This window comes from Lacisediminihabitans sp., assembly GCF_036569425.1.
Taxonomy (GTDB): Bacteria; Actinomycetota; Actinomycetes; order Actinomycetales; family Microbacteriaceae; genus Lacisediminihabitans.
This window is the reverse complement of sequence record NZ_DATCQQ010000020.1, coordinates 99150-117805: the sequence shown is the minus strand read 5'-3', so window position 1 is coordinate 117805 and position 18656 is coordinate 99150. Positions and strand designations below refer to the sequence as shown.

General features: G+C 67.9%; 14 protein-coding genes. 7 read left to right on the top strand and 7 right to left on the bottom strand.

Features of this window, described 5'->3' with window-relative positions; translation table 11 throughout:
- Nucleotides 1-28 precede the first annotated feature (28 nt).
- From VIM54_RS03710 to VIM54_RS03700, 3 genes are all read right to left on the bottom strand, one after another.
- The gene (locus tag VIM54_RS03710; RefSeq protein WP_331899260.1) at nucleotides 29-685 is read right to left on the bottom strand and encodes an HAD hydrolase-like protein; all 657 of its coding nucleotides are present in this window, start codon (nucleotides 683-685) and stop codon (nucleotides 29-31) included.
- 391 nt (nucleotides 686-1076) lie between these two features.
- Nucleotides 1077-1772, bottom strand: a complete 696-nt coding sequence (nucS, locus tag VIM54_RS03705; RefSeq protein ID WP_331899259.1) for an endonuclease NucS — start codon at nucleotides 1770-1772, stop codon at nucleotides 1077-1079.
- Between the two features lie 25 nt (nucleotides 1773-1797).
- Nucleotides 1798-3054 carry an MFS transporter gene (locus VIM54_RS03700; RefSeq protein ID WP_331899258.1) on the bottom strand — a complete coding sequence of 419 codons (1257 nt, stop codon included), beginning with the start codon at nucleotides 3052-3054 and terminating at the stop codon, nucleotides 1798-1800.
- Between the two features lie 111 nt (nucleotides 3055-3165).
- On the opposite strand from VIM54_RS03700, the gene VIM54_RS03695 reads away from it, so the two are divergent.
- The 7 genes from VIM54_RS03695 (at nucleotide 3166) to VIM54_RS03665 (ending at nucleotide 13025) form a co-directional block, all read left to right on the top strand.
- The gene (locus tag VIM54_RS03695) at nucleotides 3166-4239 is read left to right on the top strand and encodes a LacI family DNA-binding transcriptional regulator (RefSeq protein WP_331899257.1); all 1074 of its coding nucleotides are present in this window, start codon (nucleotides 3166-3168) and stop codon (nucleotides 4237-4239) included.
- Between the two features lie 51 nt (nucleotides 4240-4290).
- Complete coding sequence (locus VIM54_RS03690; RefSeq protein WP_331899256.1) at nucleotides 4291-5196, top strand: ABC transporter ATP-binding protein; 906 nt, start codon at nucleotides 4291-4293, stop codon at nucleotides 5194-5196.
- A complete protein-coding gene (locus VIM54_RS03685; RefSeq protein ID WP_331899255.1) occupies nucleotides 5196-6803 on the top strand; it encodes a polyketide antibiotic transporter in 1608 nt (535 codons plus the stop codon). The genes VIM54_RS03690 and VIM54_RS03685 overlap by 1 nt, the downstream gene beginning before the upstream one ends.
- Entirely contained in the window at nucleotides 6803-7258 is a 456-nt protein-coding gene (locus tag VIM54_RS03680; protein WP_331899254.1) for a MarR family transcriptional regulator, read from the top strand. Before VIM54_RS03685 ends, VIM54_RS03680 begins: the two co-directional genes overlap by 1 nt.
- A 47-nt stretch (nucleotides 7259-7305) precedes the next feature.
- Nucleotides 7306-9285, top strand: a complete 1980-nt coding sequence (locus tag VIM54_RS03675) for a M13 family metallopeptidase (protein WP_331899253.1) — start codon at nucleotides 7306-7308, stop codon at nucleotides 9283-9285.
- Nucleotides 9279-10187: a serine hydrolase gene (locus VIM54_RS03670; protein ID WP_331899252.1), complete on the top strand. Its 909-nt coding sequence runs from the start codon at nucleotides 9279-9281 to the stop codon at nucleotides 10185-10187. The genes VIM54_RS03675 and VIM54_RS03670 overlap by 7 nt, the downstream gene beginning before the upstream one ends.
- A gap of 456 nt (nucleotides 10188-10643) precedes the next feature.
- Nucleotides 10644-13025 carry a hypothetical protein gene (locus VIM54_RS03665; protein ID WP_331899251.1) on the top strand — a complete coding sequence of 794 codons (2382 nt, stop codon included), beginning with the start codon at nucleotides 10644-10646 and terminating at the stop codon, nucleotides 13023-13025.
- A 107-nt stretch (nucleotides 13026-13132) separates the two neighbouring features.
- Here VIM54_RS03665 and VIM54_RS03660 read toward each other — a convergent pair whose 3' ends face one another.
- The 4 genes from VIM54_RS03660 to VIM54_RS03645 all read right to left on the bottom strand — a co-directional run bounded on the left by VIM54_RS03660 (nucleotide 13133) and on the right by VIM54_RS03645 (nucleotide 18646).
- Nucleotides 13133-15322: a hypothetical protein gene (locus VIM54_RS03660; protein WP_331899250.1), complete on the bottom strand. Its 2190-nt coding sequence runs from the start codon at nucleotides 15320-15322 to the stop codon at nucleotides 13133-13135.
- A 41-nt stretch (nucleotides 15323-15363) separates the two neighbouring features.
- Nucleotides 15364-16875 (bottom strand): lipopolysaccharide biosynthesis protein, encoded by a 1512-nt coding sequence (locus tag VIM54_RS03655; RefSeq protein ID WP_331899249.1) that lies wholly within the window; start codon nucleotides 16873-16875, stop codon nucleotides 15364-15366.
- On the bottom strand, nucleotides 16872-17300 hold the full coding sequence (locus VIM54_RS03650) for an acyltransferase (RefSeq protein ID WP_331899248.1): 429 nt from the start codon (nucleotides 17298-17300) through the stop codon (nucleotides 16872-16874). The genes VIM54_RS03655 and VIM54_RS03650 overlap by 4 nt, the downstream gene beginning before the upstream one ends.
- A 107-nt stretch (nucleotides 17301-17407) precedes the next feature.
- Entirely contained in the window at nucleotides 17408-18646 is a 1239-nt protein-coding gene (locus tag VIM54_RS03645) for a glycosyltransferase family 2 protein (RefSeq protein WP_331899247.1), read from the bottom strand.
- Nucleotides 18647-18656 lie beyond the last annotated feature (10 nt).

Genomic DNA, 18656 nt, shown 5'->3' with positions numbered 1-18656 from the left:
CCCGCAGGGGCCCTACCCGAGCAGCGCCCTATCCGAGCAGCAGCGCGCTGAGCTGTTCGGCCGTCTTCGCGATGGCGAACGTTCCGACCTCTTCCACCTTGGAGCCGTAGCCCCACTTCACGAGGATCGTCGGCACCCCGTGCTCGGCGGCGCCCTCCACGTCGTGTTTGCGGTCGCCTACCATGATGGGGTTCGTGATGTCCGCGCCGAGGTGGCGCAGGCGCACGAGCGCCTCCTCCACGACATCCGCCTTGCGGCTGCGCACCTCATCCGCCGAGGCGCCGGTGATCACGTCGAAGTACTTCGTGAGGTCGAAGTGGTTAAGCATGGTGATGGCCGGCAGTTCGGGCTTCGAGGTCGCAAGCGAGAGCTTGAGCGGGCTCTCCGCGATCCGCTTGAGCACCGCGGGGATTCCCGGGTAGACCTTGCTGTCGAACACGCCGTTTTGCAGGTAGCGGCTGCGGTACACCTCGAGCGCGCGCGCCGACTCCTCCAGAGTCATGAAGGCGAGATCGCGGAACGAGTCGAGGATGGGCGGCCCTACGTAGGCGAGCAGCTCGGCGGGGGTGGGGATGGGGCGACCCAGTTGGGCAAAGGTCCACGAGAGCGTCTCGGTGATGCCGGGAGCCGAATCGAGGATCGTCCCGTCGAGATCGAACAGGATGCAGGTCCATTTCGTGGTCACTGTCCCAAGCCTAGGCGGCCTGAGCGCGGCGGTAGCCGGGAGCCGGCCGTAGCGCGCGCGGCTGTCTTCCGTTGTGCAGGACGCTCAGCCGCCGCCTCGGGTGGGTCGCGTGCGTTCCAGTTGTGCAGGACGCCTGGCCGGGTGCGCGGACTGGTTGGCAGACTCTGGTTGTGCAGGACGCCCAGCCGCCGCCGGTGTCCTGCACAACCGGAGTCTGTGGGGTGGCTGCCTGTGGGCGGGGTGTCCTGCACAGCCGGAGTCTGTGGGGTGGCTGCCTGTGGGCGGGGTGTCCTGCACAACCGGAGCCTGCACAACCGGAGCCTGCACAACCGGAGCCTGCGGGGTGGTCGCCAGAGGGAAGGTGCGCGCCCCGCGCGAGAGCCTGCTTGACTCAGAAGAGGCGCGAGTCGCTGTCGTCGAGGCCGCGCATCGCGTCGTAGTCGAGCACGAGGCAGCGGATGCCGCGATCCTCGGCGAGCGTGCGGGCCTGGGGCTTGATCTCCTGGGCGGCGAACACGCCGGCGACCGGGGCGAGGTGAGGGTCGCGGTTCATCAGCTCGAGGTAGCGGGTGAGCTGTTCGACGCCGTCGATGTCGCCGCGCCGCTTGATCTCGATCGCCACGGAGCGGCCGTCCGCATCCCGCGCGAGAATGTCGACCGGCCCGATCGCGGTCATGTACTCACGGCGCACCAGCCGGTGACCGTCCCCGACGAGCTCGATCTGCTCGGCGAGGAGCTTCTGAAGGTGGGCCTCGACGCCGTCCTTCTGCAGTCCGGGGTCGATGCCGAGCTCGTGTGCGCTGTCGTGCAGGATCTCGTGGATCGAGATCACGAGGAGGTCGGCGGTCTTCGCCTGGCTGATCTTCCAGATCTCGGCGACCCCGGCATCCGCCTGGTCCTGGTCGGGCTCGATGGTCGACGCCGTGCACGGGGGGCTCATCCAGTTGAGCGGCTTGTAGCTCAGCGAATCGGAGTGCACGAGCACGCTGCCGTCGGCCTTCAGCAGCAGCAGCCGGGTAGCGAGCGGAAGGTGCGCGCTGAGCCGGCCGGCGTAGTCGACCGAGCAACGGGCTATGACAAGACGCACCCGACGAGCCTAACTGGCGCAGCGCCTAACCGGTGACGTGCACCCCGTGTGACTCACGCGCGGCCCCAGATGCGAACCCTGCCACTGCCACGAGCACGAGCACCACGAGCAGGGCGTGCAGCAACCCGAAGTGCTCGCCGAGGAACCCGATGAGCGGCGGGCCCACCAGAAAGGCGAAGTACCCGATGGTCGCCACCGCGCTCACGCGGGCGGCCGCCGTCTTGGGATCGTCCGCGGCCGCGGACATTCCCACGGGGAAGCCGAGCGCCGATCCGAGACCCCACAGCACGACGCCGACGATCGCGACCCACTCGTTGGGCACGAAGATGAAGATCACGAGGCCGAGGGCCGCCAGGGCCGCCGACCAGCGGAGCACCGGCACGCGGCCGAAACGGTCGAGCAGCCTCACCCCGGCGAGCCGCCCGATCGTCATGGCGCTCACGAAGACGCCGAACACGATGGCGCCGGTCGTGTTATTCACGCCGTGCCCGTCGACCATGGCGAGCGCGAGCCAGTCGTTGGCCGAGCCCTCGGTGAACGCCATCCCGAGCACGATGAGCCCGATGATGAGGGTGCGCGGGTCGCGCCAGATGCTCAGGCGCCCGCGCCAGCTCTTGGAGTGGTCGTCATCCGGAACCGGCTCGGCGTCGTCCTCGACGATGTGCTCGGACTGCATGAACCGCACCGCCGTGATCGCCGCGGTCGCGATGATGAGCGCGACGATGCCGGTGTGCACCGCGATTGGCAGGTGGACGAGCTCCGCGAGGGCGCCGAGTCCCGCCCCCACCATTGTGCCGAAGCTGAAGAAGGCGTGGAAGATCGGCATGATCGCCCGCCCGAGAACCCGCTCGTTGGCGGCGCCGATCACGTTCATCGACACGTCGGTGATGCCGAAACACGCCCCGAAGATGGCAAGGCCGATGAAGGTCAGAACGTAGTTGGGCCCGACGGTCGCGCCCACCCCGGCCACCGCGAAGCCGATGGAGGCGATGGTGAGGCAGGAGGCGATGGTGAGCCGAGCGCCGAATCGGGCGATGATGTGGCTGGAGCCGACGAGCCCGATGATCGAGCCGGCAGCGATGCCGAAGATGAGCAGAGCCATCTGGAGCGTCGACGCGTGCAGCGAGTCGCGAACGGCCGGAACGCGGGACACCCAACTGGCCATCGCGAGACCGCAGAGGCCGAACACGACGAAGATCGCGTTGCGCCAAGCCACCACCTGGGCGCGGGCGAGACCGCCGGCGTATGTGACGCGCTGGGCTGGCCGGGTGGGGTGGGGCATGAAGGATCCAGTGTCGATGTCGGTGCGTGCGGAGCCGGAAGAATGCGTGCGGAGCTGGGAGAATCGGGGCGAATCGATTCAATCGAATCGATTCGACTAAGCTACCAAGGCATGAGCGGCGAAGCAACCACGGGGCCGGCGAGAGGGCGCCCCACCCTGGCAGCGGTCGCGCGACTCGCCGGGGTCTCGGCCTCCACCGCCTCCCTCGCGTTCAGCGGGGCCGGCCCGGTGTCCGCTGCCACTCGGGCCAGGGTGCTCGCCGCCGCCGAACGGCTCGACTATGCGGGCCCGGACCCGCGCGCCCAGTCGCTGCGCCGGGGCCGCTCAGGAATCATCGGGGTCGTCATCGAGGACCGGCTGCGCGACGCGTTCCGGGATCCGGTCAACATCGCGATGCTCGACGGCCTCGCCGACGAGACCGGCCCGCTCGGCAACGGCCTCCTCCTGCTCACGGACACGGGCGACGGGTCGGCGACGATCGCGACCGCCCCGGTGGACGCCGTCGTGCTGATCGGATGCAGCACCCGCCTCGCCGAGAAAGTGGCGGTCTTCCGGCAGCGCGGCGTCGCCCTCGTCGCGATCGAGGCCGAGCCGATGGCGGGGGTGCTCGCGATCGGCCTCGACAATCGGGAGGCGTCACGCCGACTCGCGCGGCACCTCGAGCAGCTCGGGCACGATCTGGTCGCGATGGTCACCCTGCCACTGAACGACGCGAGGAGCCGCGGCGAGCTCACCGCGGAACTCGAGCGCGAGAGCACGGGGTTCGTCGCCTCGGAGCGGATTCGGGGCGTGCGCGAGGTGTTCCCGAACGCCCGCGGCTGGGTCTCGGCCGGCAGCTTCATCGAGGAGGGGGTGCTCGCTGGCCTCGCCCTCCTGGCCGATCCGGAGACCCGTCCGACCGCGATCATCGCCCAGAGCGACCTGCTGGCCGTCGGCGTGATCCGGGCGGCAGAACAGCTCGGAATCGGCATCCCCGGGGAGCTGAGCGTGGTCGGGTTCGACGGCGTGCGCGTCGATGGGATCGCGCCGCTCGATCTCACCACCATGCGCCAACCGGCGGTCGAGAAGGGCCGGGCGGCCGGCCGTGGGCTGATCGAGATGCTCGCCGGCCGCCCGGGCGAGCCGGTCTCGTTCACGAGCGCCTTTCACCCCGGGAACACCACGGCGCCGCCCTCCCGGGCCTAACCGACGTTTTGAAGATTCATAAACTTGTGAATTAGGCGTAGTGTGCCGGTCATGACGGCAACGATCGAGGCCTCCGGCCTGGCGAAGAACTTCGGGCGGGTTCGCGCCCTGGACGGGCTCGACCTCTCGGTGGCGGAGGGTGAGGTGCACGGCTTCCTCGGTCCGAACGGGGCGGGAAAGTCCACGACCCTCCGCATCCTGCTCGGCCTGATCAAGGCGACGAGCGGAGGCGTGGCCGTCTTCGGGCTCGACCCGTGGTCGGATGCGGTGCGCGCGCACCGGGACATCGCCTACGTGCCAGGAGACGTCAATCTCTGGCCGAGTCTCACCGGCGGCGAGGCGATCGACCTGCTCACCTCCCTGCGCGGGGGTGCTGACCGGGCGCTGCGCGCCCGCCTCATCCGGGACTTCGACTTCGACCCCCGCAAGAAGGGACGCAGCTACTCCAAGGGCAACCGGCAGAAGGTGGCGCTCATCGCCGCCTTCGCCCGACCGGCGCGGCTCTACCTGCTCGACGAGCCGTCGAGCGGACTCGACCCCGTGATGGAGGCCGCATTCCGGGGCGAGATCGACCGAGTGAAGGCAGAGGGTGCCACCGTGCTGCTGTCGAGCCACATCCTGAGCGAGGTGGAGGAGCTCTGCGACCGGGTCGCCATCATCCGCGCAGGCAAGACGGTGGAGACGGGCACACTCACCGAGCTTCGCCACCTCACCCGCACGAGCTTCCGCGTGACCACGCTCACGGATGCCGCGGCGATGAACGCGATCGTCGGCGTTCACGACGTGCGGCGCGAGGCCGACCACCTCGTCTTCGACGCGGACACGGATGCCCTGCGCCCGGTGCTGCAGGAGCTCGCGGCGATCGGGGTGGCCGGCCTCACCGTGTCGCCGCCGTCGCTCGAGGAGCTCTTCCTGCGCCACTACGGCGAGGAGCGCGCGCGAGAGGTCGCGAACTGATGTTCAGGCTGCTTCGCGCCCAGGCGCGGCGGGATCGGTGGCAGCTCGCCAGCTGGATCCTGGGAATCGGCGTGCTCGCCGTCGGAAGCGCGGCGGCCGTCGTGCAGGAGTTCGGCGATACCAAACAGAGGGCGGCCCTGCTCATGCTGGCCTCCGGCAACCCTGCCCTGCTCGCGGTGCGCGGTACTCCGGACGGCCTCTCCACCGGGTCCGTCATCTTCTTCGAGATCTTCACCTTCCTGGCGGTGCTCGCGGCGCTCATGATCACCTTCCTCACGGTTCGGCACAGCCGGGGCGACGAGGAGCAGGGGCGTACGGAACTCGTCGGCGGCACGCCGGTGAGCCGCTCGGACGCCCTCGGCGCGACGCTCTGCCTGGGGGCGCTCGCCAACCTCGCCGTCGCGACCTTCGTCGCCGCCGGATTCGCCGCGACCGGCCTGCCACTCGGCGGATCCGTTCTCACCGGGCTCGCGACGGGTGGCACCGGGCTCGCGTTCTGCGGCATCGCCGCCCTCGCGGCCCAGGTCTGCCGCACCTCGCGGGCGGCGAATTCGCTCGCCGGGATGCTCGTGGGCCTCGCCTTCGTGCTGCGGGCCTTCGGCGACGCGACCGGCACGGTCTCGGAGGGCGGACTGAGGGTGACGAGCGCGTGGCCATCCTGGCTGTCGCCGATCGGCTGGGGCCAGCAGGTGCACGCCTTCGGCCACGAGACCAGCGCGCCGCTGCTTCTGCAACTCGCTCTCTTCGTGGTCGCCAGCGGGGTGGCGCTCGCCGCGGTGCGCCGCCGCGACCTCGGTGCCGGCCTCGTCGGCGACCGGTCGGGCCGCGCGACGGCCGGCCCGACGCTCACGGGCACGCTCGGACTCGCCTGGCGCCTCCAGTTCAGCGCCGTCATCGGCTGGGCGGCGGGCGGCGCCCTCCTCGGGCTCTTCGCCGGTGGCCTCGCGGATGTCGCGGTCAGGGCCGTGCAAAACAACCAGGCTTTCGCGGCCACGGTGCGCGGCCTTCTCAGCGGCAGCACGTCCAGCCTGCTCGACACCTTCGTCGCGGCGATCATGGCCTTCCTGGGCGTGCTCGCGGCCGGCGCGGCCCTCCAGGCGGTGCTTCGAGTGCGCATCGAGGAGGCCGAGGGCCGCGCAGAGCTCCTACTCTCCGGAGCGGTCTCGAAGGCCAGGCTTCTGGTCAATTCCCTTGTCGTGGCGCTCGTCTCGCTCGTCGCGGTACTCCTCGCCGGCGGCGTCGTCACCGGGCTCGCATTCGCGGGCGCCGGGCATCCGGACCGCATCGGCTCCTCCCTCGTCGCCGCGTTCGTGCAACTGCCGGCCGCCCTCGTCTTCGTCTCGGTCGCCGCCCTCGTCTTCGCGCTCCTGCCGCGGCTGACCATCGGTCTCGGCTGGGGCCTGCTCGTCGTCGGCTTCGTGCTCGGCCAGTTCGGCGGGGTCTTCAAGCTCCCGGACTGGCTGCGCAACCTGAGCCCGTTCACCCACACGCCGATCGTGCCCGGTGACTCCGTGGACCTGGCGCCACTCGCGGTGATGGTCGTCTTGTCGATCGTGGTCGCGGCGGCGAGCGTGTTGCTCGCGCGGCGCAGGGACCTGGTGACCTGATGCCGTCGGACGAGGTGGAGGAGTTCGCCGAGCAGATGGCGGCGACGCTCGCCGCCGCCGGTTTCCCCCGGATGGCGGCCCGCGTGATGATGGCCATCATGACGGCGGAGTCCGGGCGCGCCACCGCGGAGGAGCTCTCGCAGCAGCTGGGGGCGAGCGCCGCGGCCATCTCCGGCGCGACCCGCTACCTGCAGTCGATGGCGATCATCCGCCGCCTCTCGATCCCCGGAACGCGCCGGCATCGCTACGAATTGCCCGATCATGCCTGGTATGACGCGACGAGCTCGCAGGGGCAGCTCTACACCCACCTGATCGACCTCGCCGAGCGCGGCCTCACGGCCATGCAGCCCGACTCGAAGACGGCGCAGCGCACCGCGGAGATGGCGGACTACTTCCGCTTCATGCGCGAACGCCTGCCGCTGCTGCTCGAGGAGTGGAAGGCGACCCGCAGGTAGGCTTTTCGCGCCGGATTGCGCGCCGGGAGAGCTTAAGCTTGAGCCTCATGAGCGACGAAATGCCCTTCCCCTCCGGCATCCATCTGGGCGAGCTGGACCCGACCGTGCGTCCTCAGGACGACCTCTTCCGACACGTCAACGGCAAGTGGATCGAGCGCACCGAAATCCCCTCGGACAAGGCGCGCTACGGCTCGTTCTATCTGCTCGCCGAAGAGGCCGAGAAGGCCGTGCGCGACATCATCGAGGAGGCCCAGTCCGCCGAACCAGGCACCGAGGAGCGCAAGTTCGGCGACCTCTATGCGAGCTACATGGACGAGGCGCGCATCCAGGAGCTCGGCGCGACCCCCCTGCACGCGGCGCTCGCCGATGTCGACGCGATCGCCGACGTCCCGTCGTTCCTCGTCGCCCTCGGGGTGCTCGAACGCCAGGGCGTGAGCGGATTCTTCCAGCTGTACATCGACAACGATCCTGGCAACCCCGAGCGGTACATCGCCCTCTTCGAGCAGGGCGGCCTCGGCCTGCCGGACGAGAGCTACTACCGCGAGGAGAAGTTCGCGGACATCCGCACGGCCTACCGCGCGTACCTGGAGAAGATGTTCGGCCTGGCCGGGGTGGCGGATGCCGCGCCGCGCGCCGCCCGCGTCTTCGAGCTCGAGACCACCATCGCCGCCGCGCACTGGGACAACGTCGCCACGCGCGACAGCGAGAAGACCTACAACCTCACCACCTGGCACGACGTCGTGACGAGGGCCTCCTCCGTGGCCAACGGCCCAGACCTCAACCGCTGGCTCGACGCGCTCGACGCGCCGAAGGGCGTGTTCGACGAGCTCGTGCTGCGCCAGCCGTCGTTTCTCGACGGCATCGCCGCGGCGCTCACCGCCGGCAACCTCGAGCGCTGGACCGACTGGCTGCGCTGGCAGGTGATCCGCTCATCCGCGGCGTACCTCTCCGACGAGTTCGTCGAGGCGAATTTCGACTTCTACGGCCGCACCCTCACGGGCACCCCGGAGCTGCGCGCCCGCTGGAAGCGCGGCGTCTCGCTCGTCGAGGGCGCGATGGGCGAGGCCGTCGGCCGCACCTACGTCGACCGTCACTTTCCGGAGGCCGCGAAGACGAGCATGGACGTGCTCGTGGCCAACCTGGTCGTGGCCTACCGGCAGAGCATCGCGGCGCTCACCTGGATGACGGACGACACCCGCGCGCGAGCCCTCGACAAGCTCGAGAAGTTCACGCCCAAGATCGGCTATCCGGTGAAGTGGCGCGACTACTCGACGCTCGAGATCAGGGCAGACGACCTCATCGCCAACGTGCGTGCGACGAGCGAGTTCGAGTTCCAGCGCGAGCTCGGCAAGATCGGCAAGCCGCTCGACCGAGACGAGTGGTTCATGACCCCGCAGACCATCAACGCCTACTACAACCCCGGTTTCAACGAGATCGTGTTCCCGGCGGCGATCCTGCAATTCCCGTTCTTCGACGAGGGTCGGGATGCCGCGGCCAACTACGGCGCGATCGGCGCCGTGATCGGGCACGAGATCGGCCACGGGTTCGACGACCAGGGCTCGAAGTACGACGGCGACGGTCGGCTCACGGACTGGTGGACGGCAGACGACCGTGCCGCGTTCGAGAAGCTCACGGCTTCGCTCATCGAGCAGTACAACGCCCTCGCCCCGCGCCAGGTGCCCGACCACCACGTGAACGGCGCCCTCACGATCGGCGAGAACATCGGCGACCTCGGTGGGCTCTCCATCGCCTGGAAGGCCTACCTGATCAGCCTCGACGGCGCCGAGCCGCCGGTGGTCGACGGCCTAAGCGGCGCCGAGCGTTTCTTCCTGTCGTGGGCGCAGGCCTGGCAGGCCAAGTCCCGGGACGAGGAGACGGTGCGGCTGATCGCGATCGACCCGCACTCGCCCAATGAGTTCCGCTGCAACCAGATCGTGCGCAACATTGACGCGTTCTATGAGACCTTTGGAGTGACAGAAGCCGATCAGCTGTGGCTCGATCCAGAAGAGCGCGTGACTATTTGGTAGTTGGTACGAGCGACAACCTACGTCGAGAGCGAATCCGCACCCCCCGTGTCGGTCGCCATCGCGGAGCCGCGGGAGCCGAGAGCTTCTCCGGCAGCTTCACCGCGCTCGGACAGCTCGCCTACGCGGGCGCCCAGGTCTCCGCGCACGTCGTCGACCTGCGCAGCGGCGCCACTCTCCTGTCGATCGATGACCGGATCGTGCTGCCGACGGCCGGCATCGGCCAGGTCCTGCTGCTCATCGAGGTCTCGGCGCGCATCACCTCCCGTGAGCTGGGCGGCTACGGCATCCTCGACAAGACGCCGGGGGACGCGATCGGCGCGCCGGGCATCTGGCACCGGCTTCAGGCGCCGGCCCTGCCCGTCGCCGACCTCGCGGCGCTCGTCGGCGCCACGAGCGACAGTCTCGCCACCAACGTGCTGCTGCGGCACATCGGGCTCGACTCGGTGCGCACGCGCACCGAGTCGCTCGGACTCGCCCGCACCGCCCTGCTCGACCTGGCCCGCACGACCCGGGGCCCGGATGACGCCCCGCAGCTGTCCGTGGCGTCCACCGCCGAACTCGCCTGGCTCTTCGCCGCCCTCTCCCGCGGGCAGATCGTCGACCATGTCACGAGCGACCGCGTGCTCGGCTGGCTCGCCCTCAACGCCGACCTGTCACTCGTGGCGAGCGCGTTCGGGCTCGACCCGCTCGCCCATCGTTCGACCGACCACGGCATCCGGGTCGTCAACAAGACCGGCATCGACTTCGGGGTACGCGCGGAGGCCGGGCTGCTGAGCGGATCGAGGACGGGCGTGGCCTACGCCGTCACCGTGCAGTTCGCGGATGCGGACCTCGCAACGAGGCTGCGCGTCATCGAGGCCATCCGCACGGTCGGCTTCGACCTGCTCGAATACGTGCACTGACCCGTCGCAACCCGCCGCGAGCCCGCACCCACCCCCCCGCCCACTCCCGCCCACCCCCGCCGACTCGGGGCAAATGGCCGGTATTCCGGCCGCCAGGCGGCCATTCGCCCCGGCTCGACGCCGCGGGCCGTCGAAATCCGTTCGGAGTGGGGGGACAGAAAGGGTTGTCCTCCAAAGACGGAACCCGCTAGGATCGGCGCAGGCACTTGAGCCGGTGGTAACCCGAGCCACCGACCGACCCGACTGTGCCTGCTAACTAAATAGGACGACCCTCCCATGTCGCTTACCCGGCGGCCACGGCGATCCCCCGACGCCCGGCCACATTCTGTCCTGCTCTTTTCCCCGAACACGAGCCCCCTTCGTAAGCGGCTGAGACTTGCGCTCGCTGCTTTCACGACGGCTGTGCTCGCCGTCGGGCTCGTCGCGGTGGGCGTCGCTGCCCCGGCTTTGGCACAAATGAACCAGCCATCCGACTGGGTGACCCTGCCGGGTGAAGCGTGCATCGATGTGGGCTATTCGACCGAGAATTCGGCGAGCAACCCCTACGTTCTCCCCGCCACCTTGCCGGCGGGCCTGCCCGCCGGGGGCACGTACTCCAAGGTCATTGTGAAGGCGGGGAACACCGGGACGAGTGTTGTGCACGAGAACACCGTCTACGCGCCCATCGAGGTCACCGGAACGACCGTGAAGTGGATCTACCGGGCCGCGCTGGTCGCGGGCGATACCTTCGTGCACGACGAGAAGGGGAGCATCAGCCACGTGATCGTCTGCGCGGTTCCCGCTCCGGCCGCGGTGGCGCAGTGCATCCCAGATTCCGCCATCAGCTACACCTACAACCCCGCGGACAACTCGGGCATCGTGACGGTGGCGAACCCCAAGGGCTCGACGGGCGTGCTGTGCAAGCCGCTCTACATCACCGCCACCAGCTGGAAGTACAAGCAGAACGCGGTGTGGGGCCAGACCCTCGACCAGGTGAACAAGGTGGCCATCACCACGCCGGGTACCTACTCGTACTCCGCCGCGGTGGCCTGCGGCCAGGGTGACATCTATGCCTCCCGCACGGCGTTCATCGTGCCGACCGCCGAACTCACCGGACCCCAGCCCTGGGAGAAGTTCCTGAGCGGGCTCGGATTCGCCACCAGCACCCCCGGCAACACCTACACGCAGCAGCCGACCAACTGCTACGGACTCGTCGTGCCGGTCGCACCGGCCCTGACGACAGCTACGGCCTGTGGAGCGTACGGAACCGTGACGCCCGCCGTGACGGATGGTGTGCTCTACTCGACGGTGTTCACCAACGCGACCGGCGACTACACGGTCACCGCCACCCCCACCGCCGGGCACCACTTCGGCGGCTGGGAGAAGTCGAAGGTGTGGTCGGGCAATGTCGGCGCGTACGTCGAGTGCGTGCTCAAGCCCACGGTGACGATTTCGACCGGCGAGTGCTACGCCGACACCGGGTACTCGAGCAAGACGGTCACGGCCGTGTTCAACAACGTGGGGTCGAATGTCCCGGTCACCTTCACCGGTCCCGGCGTGTCTGAGACGGTTCCGTCCGGGACGAGCAAGACGGTGCAGTTGAGCCCGGTCGGCAACGCCGGCGCGTCTCTCGTCTTCACCGCCGCGGGCCAGACCTTCACATTCGCGGTGCCGGCATTCGCCGACTGCGGCGCCGAGACCAACCCGAACGCGAGCGCTGCCGTCGGTGCGTGCGTCTACGACGAGAATGGCAAGGCCGGATCGCGAAGCGTCGAATTCACCTTCGACAACTCGAAGAGCAACCGTCCGGTCGACTTCGCTGTCGCGTCGATGCCGCAGCTCAACCGCACGGTCGCGGCCGGCGCCACGGTGAAGGTCACCGCGGACAACGTGTCGGCCGCGGGCGGCAGCTACACGGTCACCGCTGACGGCAAGACGTTCGTGCTGCCGGTGCCGGCCTGCCCGGAGCCGACCAGGCCGGAGCCGGTCACGACCCACAAGGTTGTCGAGAGCGCTCCGGACTGCTCCACCAGCTCGGTGACCATCACGACCACCGACACGACCACCTCCTGGGTGTTCGACGCCGCGACAGCCGAGTGGGTCCGTGGCGACGACATCATCACCGCCACGACCTCCACCCGTGACCTGACCGAGGGCGAGGCGGCGCACTGCCTCAGCATCCCGACCGACCCGACGTCACACGACCAGGTCTGCCTCTCGAATGACGAGTCGGCGACCCTCGTGAGCGGCTACATCTCGGTCCTGCTTCAGGCCGGCGTCAAGTACACCATCCACAACATGGCGGATGCGGACGCGACGAACGACATCGTCGCGACGACGACAGACACCTCGCTCGAACCCGGCACGTATCGGGTGACTGCCGAGGCGCTGCCCGGATACACGCTCGCGCCATTCGAACCGTTCCCGCTCTTCACGATCGCGAGCGCCGGTGCGTGTGAGCAGCTGCCGTCGCACGCTCTCGCCGACGGTTCGGCCACGGGCACCGACCAGTCCTGCAGCGCGAACTCCCTGATGAGCGGCTACATCACCGTGGCTCTCGACCAGGGGCTCTCGTACTTCATCGACGGGGTGGAACTCACGTCGGCAGTGACCAACGAGAAGCCGGGCACATACGTCGTGACCGGAGTCGCCCAGGACGGTTTCCAGTGGAACGGTGACCCGTGGACGATCGTGATCGCCGCGGCCGCCTCATCCTGCCTCACGGTGGTCACCGAGCTCAAGACGCTCGCCTTCACCGGGTTCACCGGCGGGGCGGGGTACGTGGGCCTCGCCGGCCTGATGCTCCTGCTCGGTGGTGCGCTGATCATCTGGTCACGTCGCCGCAACGCCCAGTCGTAGCGGGTAACAGGTAGTAGGGCGAGGGTCCCGCCCACGGTCAGCCGACCGCGGGCGGGGCCTTCTGCCGTTGGGGGCGCGCGGCTGGCACGCGGCCGAAGGCCTGCCCGCTAGCGAAGTTCGTAGATACGAACCGCGGCGGTGTCGTACACCGTGCGAAAGTGCGAATCGCCGCGAATGCTTTGCTCGGCTGCCGCGAGCACGCCGACGTTCAACATCCTGTGGCTGCTCGCGTAACTGGTTTGGCTGTCGGAGAAGATGACATAGCTGTGCGGCGCCGTCGCCAGGCTCTTCACATACCGCTCGATACTCGCACCGCTGACCGTCGTCGAGTGGTCCTTCAGCAAGGTGACGAGCGACGACGTCCTGGACGCGGAGTCGAACAGCCGGTAGTTCGACCCAATAAAGAGGGGAAAGTTCGCGACCGCCTCGACTGCGAGGTCGTCCTTCTTCACCCTCGCATCCAGCCACTCCGACGCACGGGTGTCCTGCTGCGAGACGAGATGATCGGCTTCCGGCTGGAAGTAGGTGATCGTGAACAACACGGCCATCACGGTGAGCGCGGACGAGAACCCCAGGATCAGACTGCGAGTGTGCACGGGCCCGGACCAGAAGAGCCACGCGACTCCGATCGCGTACCAGGGCACGCCAAAAAGGAAGACGCGCAAACGGCCCTCACCGCCGTAGGTCTGCCCGAGAAGCGCCAGAGCGGGTGCCGCGGCCAACCAGCCGACGATTATCGTCGTTCCTACGTTCCCTCTCAGGAGGTTGCGCAGCCAGCCGGCGACCGCGAGGACGCCGGTTAACGCCGACAGGATCGTCGCCGCCCGAGAGGCGAATTGCGCCGCATCCGTTGCCTGGGCTGCGCCTGGCGGCGTGTAGGTGGCGTTGGCGAAGAAATCGAAACCGCTGAAGAGGCCGTAGACGGACTGGATGTATCCGAGATTCGGAAGCAGGTAGATGACCGCTATCGCCAACAGGGCCGGCCCCAACCACCGTGGCCGGACATAGCCGACGATGGTCAGCGGCAGCAGTCCGAGGACGGCTAGATACGGGGTCAGCTGATGGCTGGCCGCGATTATCGCCTGAAGGATGAGGACGGCTACGATGGCGGCGATTCTGAGCCGTCGTTGTGGTCCCTTCTCGGTCAATGACCACCGGTCACCGGTGGGGGCCGGTGCCGCGTTCGTCTCGGCTGGGCTCGTTCGCGTGTGCTTCGGGTCTCGCGCCTCCGGCCTCTTGATTCGGTTCTCGATTGCCTCGACCCACGGCATCGGGGTGCCCCTCAGCACTGCCATGACTGCGAGGCACATCGCGAGGTAGAGGGTGAAAACGAACGCTTGGGGCGAGTAGTAGTTCTGATTGACCCAATTGCACAGGGAGAACACGAGCGTGGCCGTCCACGATATCCGCGCGTTCTTCGAAATCGCTCGGGCGATCCCGAACACGAGCGCGGCATCGATCAGGGGAAAGAGCAACTCTGCCCAGGTGGCATAGGCGGTCGGCTCGCGGTAGTTGGCGATCCGACCGATGAAAGCGCTGACTGAGAAGAATCCCGGCCAACGGTTGTAGAGGTCTATCGACGGGTCGACCCGACCGAACGCGTCGATGTAGCTCGTGACCGCTATGTGCTTGTAGGTCCACGGCAGGCGTGGCGCGGCCTCGATGATGTTGGCCGACGAGTAGAGCATCGCAATGAGCACCGCCAGAGCCCCCGCCATGGACGGTGCCGGAAATACCCGTCGCGCGGCCAGGCCCCATAGGCAGAGCGCGAGCATGGTTGCCACCGCCAGGTACCAGGTGAGCGGAAACGCCGGAAGCAGGCCCCATGTGCCGATAGCGCCGACGTTGGTGGACTTGAGCCCTACGATCCAGAGGATCACGGCAATGCCGCAGACCGACAACGACAGCAACCCGGCAAGACGTCGGCCTCGTGCGGAACCCGGGGGCTCAGATCGGCCCGCGACCGTGGTGGAGGTCATCTTGGGCGCAAACACCATGAACCCGGATGCGGCGAGAAGCACGACGACCGCTGCGGCCTGGGGGTACCAGAACCTAGTCCAGACCATGACGAGGCTGACCATAGCCGTGATCGCCGTGCTCGCCAGCACGGCGATCAGTGTCCGCACTGAGGGATGGACGACCCGCAGCGGCCGCGCGCATGCCCAACCCGGCAAGACGAGCCACACCGCCACAATGAACATGGCGACGGCCGGTCCGCCGGGATTCACGATCACCAGAGCGGCTGCCGACACGCCACAGAGGGCGAGCATTCTCTCGAAGAGCCGTGCGGTGGGCATCGTGCGCCAGTTTCGTGCCACGGGCGAAGCGGCGGGAGTCCTCACTCTGGTGCATCCTCTCCGGCGGTGCTTCCGTGGCGCGCTCCCTGTGCGCCTCGCTTCGATCCCTCGGGAGGCATGTCGTCTGACCAGCGTCGCGCTCGGTTGAATGACCAGATGAACCACGGCAGACAACCGACGGCGGCGGCGAGGCGGACCAGGTTCCACGCGAGAGTCTGGGGAGGCAGGATCGATGCCGCGGCCGAGGCCGCGGCCAGGCCGATCGCCACGATCAACCGAGTCGGCGGCCGCTGCAGGGGCACGTCGGAGCCGAGGGCTCGCAATTGCAGGAACGCGAGTGCGGCGAAAGCGATAATCGTGGCGATCGCTGCGCCCACGATACCGATGAGCGGCACGAGAACGATGTTGAGGCCGATGTTGACGGCGGCGGCCGCTGCGGTCAGGATTCCGACCGCATTCCCGCGCCTTTGCACAATCAGGATCTGGGCGCTCGCCAATTCCGCCGCCACGGGATACGACGACAGGGCGACCAGAAAGACCACGAGAGTCAACGGGCCGGGCCGGAAGCTTTCGGGAGCGACCACCCGCAAGAGAATCGGTGCCGCCAGGGTGATCCCCAGGATCGTTGGCAGGAGCAGACGGTAGAGCTGGTCTCGAGAGCGCGAGGCGAGCTCGGTGCGCTCGACATCGGTTCGGAGGGCAGCGAAGTGTGGCGACCACGCGCTGTGGATGAAGATCAGCAGGGTGATGCTGACCGAACCCACAATGTAGCCCACCTGGTATCGAGCAACCGCCTCCGGACCCTTGATCACCTGGATGATGACCCGGTCGGCGGCGCTGAGCAGAATCCAGGCCAAACCCGCAAAGGCGAGAGGAATGCCCAAACTGATGGCTCGCTTGATGGCGGGCCAGTTGAGCAAGCCGCGCAGTGTGGGACGCACAAAGACGATTCCCACGATCATCGCCGCGAACTGGGCTCCGACGCCACCCCACGCATAGATGGTGGCGCCTTTGTGAACGGTGAACAGCAGCACGAGGCCGACGATCTGCCCACCGATCGCGGCTATGGTGCCGACCACGGCAAAGGGACGGAACCGGTCTTCTGTCAGAAGCAGCGCCTGGATCACCTGCACTGCAGCGGTCGGCGCCGTCCACAAGAGGACCGCGAGCAGAAGGCTGTCGAATGCTCCGAACCCGAGGGCTTCACGCCAGAGCGGGGCGGTGAGAACGACGGCGAGCGTGACGACAAAGGATATGACGATGCCGACGGTCACCAGTCCGCGAGCCGCTTGTCCGTCGCTGTCCTCCGATCGCTGCAGGACGACTGCCTTGTCGATTCCGAGCAGCGCGAGAACGCTGATGACCTGATGAACAGCGATCGCGGTGGCCAGCGCTCCGAACGCTGCGGGAGAGATCACGTGCGTGAGCACGGGTGAGATGATCGTCGCCGCGACGAGTTGGAGCGACCACACGAGTGCGTAGAGCAGGCCCCGACCGAAGAGCGGGGACCCCTTCGATGGTGGTGCCGTGTCCGACGACCCAGCCATCGTCATGCCATCGACTCGAGGGGTAAATCGCGGATTCGTCGCGCCGGGACTCCCGCGTAAACACCGTGAGACGCGCAGCGACCCGTGACAACAGCGCCCGCCGCGATGATGACATCCGATTCGACGACGGCTCCTGGCAGGATGGTGGCGCGCGCTCCCACCCAGACCCTGTCGCCGATCACGACGGGGCGGCCGACCGCCTGATGCTCCCATTTGCCATATTGGTCGAACGGATGATGGCTGGTGAGAATCATCGTCTGCATGCCGAATGCGCACTCGTCACCGATCGTCACTGGAGCGCCCGCTTCGACGAACACTTGACGATTGAAATACACCGACCGACCGACCGTGAAGTTCTTCGGGCTGCCGACGAAGCTGAAGTTGGCTCCGGGGGCCGATAGGAGTGATGCGCCGAAGAGGTTGTAGATCACCCGTCGAAGCGCGCGTGGCGAGAACGTCGATCCGCCGACGATGCTGAAGGCGAAGTGGTGGGCGGCGAGCTGTATGTCTTCGCGAAACCCACGGAGAGCACTGTCGATCACTGCTTCATGCCTCTCGCGGACCGGCGCTGAAGCAGGTAGCTGAGGGGCCCACGGGCGACGGAAAAGAGTTCAACCCAGCCCATTCGCGCGAACTCACGATCCCATTCGTCGGCTGGTCGAGCCCCGGCGACACGGGCGGGCCTGCGCCACGCGAGCGAGACGAGCCGGGTCAGCGCGTGGGGACTGCGGACCAGTGCCATGCGAGCGGTGTGGGGGTTCATGAACAGTTTGGTGAGCCAGGCACCGAGGCCAGTCCCGTATCCCCTGGCCTGAACGCGAAGCGCGGCAAGGTCGTCGCGATTTCGATGCCAGACGATGGCCGAGGGCTGCATCACCAGAGTGCGCCCGTCGAGAATGATGCGGGTGAACATGTCGATGTCTTCGCCGCCTCCCGCGCGGGTGCCGACTCCCAGGGCGCTATCGAATCCACCAAGCTCGAGGGCGGCACGACGCCGCAGCGCGAAGTTTGCTCCAGTGCCGAACTCCCCGATCGAGAACGGGAACATCGGAAGACGGGCAGGCGGTTCAGCGAGCGAATAGATGCGCGGCTCGAGGTTCTTCGACCAGCTCACGCGGCCATCGAAATACCCTTGGGCCGGCGTGCGCAACTCCCCGCTCGGCACGAGTCCCGTGACACAGTCGACGTTCGGGGCGCGAGAAAAGCCGGCAGCCAGCTCCGTCAGCCAGGCCTGGTCGACAATCACGTCGTCATCGGTGTAGGCGACGATCTCTCCCGTCGCGGCGCGGAGTCCCGTGTTTCTGGCGAGGCCGAGGCCCGGGGTCGGTTCCGATACCAGGGTCACCGCTGGTGCAACGAATTCGTTCTGGACCAGATCCCGGATTTCGGAGGTGCGCGACGCATTGTCGACCACGAGAACGTCGAATTTTGGATAGTCGAGAGCAAGGATCGCCTTCAACGCACTGCGGAGCTGGGACGCGCGATCTCTCGTGCAGACGATGACGGTGATGGTGGGCAGTGGCGCGGCGTCGACGCGGCGCACAGCGCGGGGGAGCACGGCCATCGCCCTATCGAGGGCCGCGCGACCGATCAGTCCGTTCGGCGCGTCGAGTTCGATGAAGCCCCTGACGGCCGGCCCTTCGCGGACAAGAAGGCGAGCCCTTGTGTACCCATCGGATTCCCGCAGATGGACCTGTTCGAAGCGCGTGACGGTCTGGACGTCGAGGGTGCCTACCCACAATGCTCCCGGCCAGTCCGGAGGGTGGGAGCTCGTCATGGCGGGATTC